Source organism: Polaromonas sp. P4_H1 (genome assembly GCF_056400945.1).
In genome coordinates this window covers 535,965-542,992 of record NZ_JBFUKG010000002.1, presented here as the reverse complement: position 1 = coordinate 542,992, position 7,028 = coordinate 535,965, and the positions used below count along the sequence as shown (strand labels likewise).

5 protein-coding genes are annotated in these 7,028 nt (G+C 62.4%); all 5 read left to right on the top strand.

Annotated features, from left to right (window positions below):
* The first annotated feature begins 893 nt into the window (after positions 1-893).
* Genes AC1DS5_RS05380 through AC1DS5_RS05360 form a run of 5 tightly spaced genes read left to right on the top strand, consistent with a single transcriptional unit; the run spans position 894 to position 7,016 of the window.
* Positions 894-2,579: a PAS domain-containing protein gene (locus tag AC1DS5_RS05380; RefSeq protein ID WP_477717216.1), complete on the top strand. Its 1,686-nt coding sequence runs from the start codon at positions 894-896 to the stop codon at positions 2,577-2,579.
* 30 nt (positions 2,580-2,609) lie between these two features.
* On the top strand, positions 2,610-3,845 hold the full coding sequence (locus AC1DS5_RS05375) for a sensor histidine kinase (protein WP_477717215.1): 1,236 nt from the start codon (positions 2,610-2,612) through the stop codon (positions 3,843-3,845).
* Positions 3,846-3,850: 5 nt separating this feature from the next.
* A complete protein-coding gene (locus AC1DS5_RS05370; protein ID WP_477717214.1) occupies positions 3,851-5,413 on the top strand; it encodes a sensor histidine kinase in 1,563 nt (520 codons plus the stop codon).
* 14 nt (positions 5,414-5,427) lie between these two features.
* Positions 5,428-6,567: a sensor histidine kinase gene (locus AC1DS5_RS05365; protein ID WP_477717213.1), complete on the top strand. Its 1,140-nt coding sequence runs from the start codon at positions 5,428-5,430 to the stop codon at positions 6,565-6,567.
* A complete protein-coding gene (locus tag AC1DS5_RS05360) occupies positions 6,564-7,016 on the top strand; it encodes a response regulator (RefSeq protein ID WP_477717212.1) in 453 nt (150 codons plus the stop codon). The genes AC1DS5_RS05365 and AC1DS5_RS05360 overlap by 4 nt, the downstream gene beginning before the upstream one ends.
* Positions 7,017-7,028: the final 12 nt, after the last annotated feature.

Genomic DNA, 7,028 nt, shown 5'->3' with positions numbered 1-7,028 from the left:
ATGCAAGATGCGTTGCGAGTCAAAAAGGCCATGAGCAAGGCGCAAAACGCAGGCGGGGTAGACCCCGCCAAGGCTTTGCAACGCCGCGCAGGGCCTTTTTGATCGCAACCCGAAGGGAATGGGGTGAAAACAGCGCCACTCTGCGTTGCGCTCCTAGCCCAGACGCCCGGTCTGGGCGTCGTCGCGCGCCTTGATTGGCGCTGTTTTCACCCCATTCGCATTTGCATAAATAGCGTTCACAGGCCCTAGCGTAACTGCAATGAATTTTAAACTTGCCCGCAGATTCCCCGGCCGAGGCTGCTTCACGTCAACCGAGGAGCCCCCGCACGAGCAACAACCCCAATCCCGTGCAGGTATGGACCATTGGCGTCAGGCATTCCTGTCGCGGACAACCAGAACTCCATCGCTGCCGGCCCGCACGGCCCGATCCTGCGATCCAAAGCCTGCAGGGGCGCGCCTCCGACCCTGGCTGCCTGGGCTCTTGCCGCCAGTGATTGCCCTGCGCGGTGCAGGTTGGTTCGTGCCAGTGCATGAGCGCGTGCATGGACAGGCCGCAGCATTGCGCGTATGCTTCCAAAAAAATAATTGTCTCGGTACGGTGCGATCTGGCGAGCAAAGTGGCATTCAGGACCACGCAGCAGCTTGCGACGCATGCGTACGACGTAAGGAGGAGCGGAATGGCCCATATGGTCCTCGCAGTCCAGTGAACGGCGAATGTCAAGCGCCAAACTGTCGTTTTCCAGCCCACAGGCACCACCCAGCGCCAGCGTTCTGCGCTGCCGAAATGTGCCCGCGCGTGGCCGCACGAACCGATGGTGTAGCGCCAGGTATTTTCATCGAGGCGCGATAGCGGCCGCGCATCGTTTGCCAACCCCTGTCTGGAGGAGCCCCCTATGGATGTTCATGCCGGGTCAATGAAGGCGCGCAATGACGCGCCAATAACGCCGCAAGGCGAGCAATCGGCCTTCCTGCAAAACATCCTCGAATCATCGACCGAGTACTCGATCATCGGCAAGGATCTCACCGGCAAGATCCAGCTCTGGAACGCCGGTGCACGCCGCTTGTATGGCTACGAGCCGGAAGAAGTCATTGGCAAGGCCAACTCGTCCATGCTTCATACGCCGGAGGACATCGCCACCGACAAGCCCGTCCAGATCATGGCCGCCGCCCTGCAAGCCGGTAAATGGGAAGGCACCATCACGCGGGTCCGCAAAAGCGGTGAGCAATTCACCGCGCGCGTCGTCATCACGCCACGCCGCGACGCAGCGGACAAGCCCGTCGGCTTCCTGCTCATCTCGAAAGACATCTCGGATGAAATCCGCCTGACGGAAGAACTCCAGGCCACGCAGTTCTATGCGCGCAGCCTGATCGAGGCCAGCCTGGATCCACTGGTCACCATCAGCCCGGAAGGCAAGATCACCGACGTCAATGAAGGCTCCATCAAGGTCACCGGCGTGCCGCGCGAGAAGCTGATCGGGACCGATTTCTCGGACTACTTCACCGAGCCCGACAAGGCGCGCCAGGGGTACCGGGAGGCGTTTTCCAAGGGAGCGGTCACCGACTATCCGCTCACCATCCGGCACACGGACGGACGGCTCACGGACGTCCTCTACAACGCTGCGGTCTACAAGGATGTCCGGGGGAACGTTCTCGGCGTGTTCGCGGCCGCACGCGACGTGACGCAAAGCCGCAAGGCGGAGCAGAGATTCCGGACCCTCATCGAGTCGGCTCCGGATGCAATGGTGCTGGCCAACAAGGAGGGCATCATCCTCCTGGTGAACAACCAGACCGAAAGCTTGTTCGGTTATGAGCGCGACGAGATACTCGGGCAATCCGTTGAGATCTTCGTCCCGAACCGTTATCGAAAGGGCCACCCAGGACACCGGGGGAAATTCTTCGCCGAACCGCGCCTGCGTCCCATGGGGGCGGGCGTCGAACTCTGGGGTGTTCGCAAGGACGGAAGTGAGTTCCCGATCGAGATCAGTCTCAGCCCGATCGAAAGCCCACAGGGTTTGACCGTCGCGGCGACCATTCGGGACGTAACCATACAGAAAACAGCCTCCCAATATGCCCGGAGCCTGATCGAGTCAAGCCTGGACCCGCTGGTCACCATCAGCGCAGAAGGCAAGATCACCGACGTCAATGCGGCTTCTGCCGAGATCACCGGCTTGCCGCGCGAGAAGCTGATCGGGACCGACTTTTCCGACTACTTCACCGAGCCGGAAAAGGCGCGCGAAGGCTACAAGCAGGTTTTCGAAAAAGAATCGGTCTCCGACTATCCGCTGACAATCCGGCACTGCAACGGCAAGCTCACCGACGTGCTGTACAACGCCTCGGTATACAAGGACACACGCGGCAATGTGCTGGGCGTGTTCGCCGCCGCGCGCGACGTGACGGCACAGAAGAAGGCCGAGGCCGAGGTCGCCGAGCAGCGAACCAAGGAGCTGGAGCGGCTGGCGGAACTGGAGCGCTTCCAGAGGCTCACCGTCGGGCGTGAACTCAAGATGATCGAGCTCAAAAAGGAGATCGAAGAGCGCAAGCGGGAGATCGAGGAGCTCAAGAAAACCGGGGGCGGGTGACAGACCATGTCAACGAAGACGGCGCCAAGCATGGATGCTGAACAGCAGTTCAGCCAGGCCGACTACGCGAAGGCGGTGGTCAACATCCTGGAGGATGCCGCGGGCGAAAGAGCCCTGCTGGAGCTGACGCAGAAGGCTGTTCTCAACATACTGGAAGATTCTGGTGCCGAAAAGCTGCGCCTCGAGGAGATGCAAAAGGCGGTGCTCAATATTCTTGACGATCTCGCGGGGGAGGTGAGCGAGCGTACGCGCCTGGAGGATCGGTTTCGTGCGCTGCTGGAAACCGCGCCAGACGCGATCGTCATCGTCAACGAGGCGGGATGCATGGTGCTGGTGAACGCGCAAACGGAGAAGCTGTTCGGCTATGCACGCAGCGAACTGCTGGGCCAGATGGTCGAGATGCTGCTGCCCGAGCGGTTCCGGGGGCTCCATCCCCAGCACCGGATGCGCTTCGGTTCAGAGCCGCGGCTCCGGCCGATGGGCGCCGAACTGGAGCTGCAGGGGCGGCGCAAGGACGGGAGCGAGTTTCCGACTGAAATCCTCCTGAGCCCGGTGAACACGGACGAGGGCATCCTCGTCTCGGCGGCGATCCGCGACGTTTCGCGGACCAAGGACATCGAGCACCAGATCCGGACTTCGCTGAAGGAAAAGGAGGCGCTGCTGCAGGAGATTCACCACCGGGTAAAGAACAACCTGCAGATCATCGCCAGCTTGCTGTCGCTGCAATCGGGCTACATCCGCGATCCGCAGACGCTCATGCAGTTCCAGGAGAGCCAGGGTCGCATCCGTTCCATGGCCCTCATCCACGAAAAGCTTTACCAGTCGGAGACGCTGGCAACGGTGGACCTGGCGGACTATGTGCAGACGCTCGTGAGTATTCTCATGCGCACCTACACCTCCAATGCCAAGGTGAAACTGGAGTTCCGGCTCGAGCCGGCGGCGGTTAGCATCGATACCGCGGTGCCTGTGGGCCTGATGCTCAACGAACTCGTGACCAACGCGCTCAAGTACGCGTTCCCCAATGGCCGTCCGGGGCTCCTGCTCGTGATGTTGAATACCGAAGCGGACGGGAAATTCGCCCTGCGCGTGCACGACGACGGCGTCGGGCTGGCGCCGGACTTTCAGTTGGAGCAGGCCAATACACTGGGCCTGCGGCTGGTCAGGATGTTCACCAGGCAATTGCGCGCCGACGTGACGCTGCGCTCCAGGCCCGGCCACACAGCGTTCGACATTCGATTCAAGGAGGCGGCGGTCAAGTCGCCGTGAAGACCATGGAACAGTTGCTGGGCAAAACCCGTGTGCTCGTGGTCGAGGATGAGATCGTCGTCTCGGAAGACCTGCAGCAACGGCTGGTGGGGCTCGGCTTCGAAGTCGCCGGAGCGGCGGACACCGCGGCCGATGCCATCCGGATCGCCACCACCATGCGGCCCGACGTCGCCCTGATGGACATCATGTTGCACGGCCGGCCCGAGGGCATCGACGCCGCCGAACACCTGCGTGGCGAGCTGGACATCCCGGTCATCTACCTCACGGCGCACAGCGATTCGGCTACCTTGCAAAGAGCCCGGCTCACCGACCCGGCGGGCTATATCGTCAAGCCGTTTGATGATCTGCAGCTGCGCGTGGCCATCGAGCTGGCACCGATGCGACATGAGATGGAGCGCAAGGCGCGCCGGGTCGCGCGGTGGTTGACCGCCACGTTCACGAGCATCGGCGACGCCGTCATTGCCACCAACACCCGTGCCGAGATCCTGCTGCTCAATCCCGCCGCGGAAAAGCTGACCGGCTGGACGCAGGATGAGGCCGCCGGCAAACCATGCGGCGAAGTCGTGCGTCTGATGAAACAGGGCGCCGCCCAGCCCCTGGAAGACCCGGCCGCGCGCGCCCTGCGCCACGGTGTGGTCGTCCGTCTGGACCCGGACACCGTGCTGATCACGCGCACGGGGGAGGAGCGATATGTGGATGACAGCGCTTCGCCCATTACCGACGAGACAGGCAAGATCATCGGCGCTGTCGTGGTGATGGTCGAGACCCCGGACCGGGGCACCGCGAAGAGCCGCGAACAGGCCTTGACGCGCCAGGTGGTGCAGCTGCTGGCCGAGAAGGAGCAGCAGGAGGTGCTCGGTGCCCAGCTGGAAACCTTCGCCGCTGCCGTGAGCCACGACTTGCGCGCGCCGCTGCTGGCAATTTCCGGCTTCTCCGAGCTGCTCGCCAATAAGCATCGTGACCAGCTCGACTCGTCAGGACAATTGTTCCTCGATCGCGTTCAGGCAGGCGCGCTCCAGATGAAACGCATGATGGAGGACTATCTGCTTTTTCTGAAGTCGAACCGCGCGCAATCGCTTCGTCTGGCGGCGGTGGACCTGAAGCGCATGGCGCAGGAAGTTTTCGACGACCTTGCCTCCCTGCCTGGCCAGAAACCGGTGCAGTTCGTGTGTGAAACGCTACCGCAGGCCTGGGCTGACGAGTCCATACTCCGGCATGCGCTGGTCAACCTGCTCGGCAACGCGCTCAAGTATTCGTCGAAATGCGAGCAACCGGTGGTGGAAGTCGGCGCCGCTGCAGACGGTGAAGCAGGCGAGGACTTTCATACCTACTTTGTCCGCGACAACGGTGCGGGCCTGGATCTGGCGGGCGCAGCGAAGCTCTTTGAGCCGTTCCAGCGCTTCCATAGCGCGGCCGAATTCCCCGGCACAGGGGTGGGGCTGGCCATTGTCAAGCGCATCGTTGAGAGCCATGGCGGAGGGATCCGGGCTGAGAGCCGGCCAGGCGCCGGCGCCACATTTTTTTTCACCCTGCCGGCGAGAGCTCCCAGCGAGCCGAAGCCAGCGTGATGCGAGCCCCTGCGATGAATTCAGCCACGCTTCTCCTCGCCGAAGATCAGGCGGCGGTCACCGCCGATCTTGGAGCCCGGCTCACGCACAATGGCTACAAGGTCTGCGGCATCGCAGCCTCGGGCGAGGAGGCACTCGCCCTGGCGCGCCTGCATCGGCCAAGACTCGCGTTGATGGACATTGGAATCCGGGGCGAGATGAACAGCATCCAGACCGCCGAGATCCTGCGCCACGAACTGGACGTGCCGGTGATCTTCCTCTCCGCGCACTCCGACGAGGCAACGCTGCAGCTTGACAAGCTCACTTTCCCCTACGGCTTCCTCGTGAAACCTTTCGGCGAGCGCGAACTGCAACTCAGCATCGAAGCGGCCCTCCACAAGCACGAGTGTGAACGCCAGCTCGCCGCCGCGCATCTGGAAATCCGTCGCCTCAATGCCAGCATCGAACAAGGTGTGAGCGAGCGAACGGCGGAACTGGAAGCTGCGCTGACGGAGATCGAGGGCTTCGTGCATGCCGTCGCACATCACCTGCGTTCGCCGCTGCGTGCCATGGAAGGCTATTCGCATCTGCTGCTGACCCGGTACGCCGCCAATCTTCCAGATCCGGCCTTGCGATTTCCAGGGGTGATTGCCAGCAGTGCCAAGCACATGGCGCGCCTGGTGGACGACCTGCTTTCGTTCGTCAACCTGCGGCAACAGACCTTGTCTCCCACGCGTGTGGATATCGCAGCCGCCGCGCGCGAAGTCATGGGCGAGTTGATGGCTGCGGAACCCGGCCGCCTCGTGGATGCCCACATCGAGGAACTACCCGACTGTCAGGCCGACCCCGCACTACTGCGGCGGCTCCTGGTCGCACTGCTCTCCAACGCGCTCAAGTTCAGCCGCGACCGCCAGCCGGCGGTCATCACGGTGGGTGCCCAGCCGAACCAGCATGTCTATTTCGTTCGCGACAACGGCATCGGCTTCGACCCTCGCTACGCCGACAAGCTGTTCAAACTGTTCAGCCAGCTGAATCTCCCCGAGGCTTACGAAGGCACCGGCGCAGGCCTGGCGATGGCCCTGCGCATCGCCGAACGCATGGGTGGCCGTATCTGGGTGGAGTCATCTCCCGGGTGTGGCGCCACATTTTTCTTCAACCTACCGGTCCCATCATGAAAATTTTCGCACCAGACATCTTGTTGGTTGAAGACAGTCAAAGTGACGTCGATCTGTTCATGCTCGCTCATCAGATGAATGAGTCGGCCACGACCATCAGGGTCGCGCGTGATGGCATCGAGGCGGTGGAAGTCCTCCTCGGTGGAGAACGCCGACCCGGGAACGCCCAGGACGCCTTGCCCCGACTGGTGCTGCTTGACCTGAATATGCCAAGGCTCAACGGGTTTGAAGTGCTGGCGCGGCTGCGTGCCGATGAGCGCACACGGCAGCTTCCTGTGGTGATCTTCAGTGCGTCCGATCAAAGGTCGGACAGACTTGAAGCCGAGCGCCTTGGCGCCAATGGCTACGTCCGCAAACCTGTGGAGTTCGAGCATTTGTGCGAAACCCTGGCGCAGTTCGAACGCGACTGGCTGAGCGCAGGCCTTGCGCCACGGCATCCGCCGGAATGATTGTGAAAGGGG

Coding starts and splice junctions, on each gene's coding strand:
- AC1DS5_RS05380 (WP_477717216.1), top strand. CDS start 894: ATGGATGTTCATGCCGGGTCAATGAAGGCGCGCAATGACGCGCCAATA.
- AC1DS5_RS05375 (WP_477717215.1), top strand. CDS start 2,610: ATGGATGCTGAACAGCAGTTCAGCCAGGCCGACTACGCGAAGGCGGTG.
- AC1DS5_RS05370 (WP_477717214.1), top strand. CDS start 3,851: ATGGAACAGTTGCTGGGCAAAACCCGTGTGCTCGTGGTCGAGGATGAG.
- AC1DS5_RS05365 (WP_477717213.1), top strand. CDS start 5,428: ATGAATTCAGCCACGCTTCTCCTCGCCGAAGATCAGGCGGCGGTCACC.
- AC1DS5_RS05360 (WP_477717212.1), top strand. CDS start 6,564: ATGAAAATTTTCGCACCAGACATCTTGTTGGTTGAAGACAGTCAAAGT.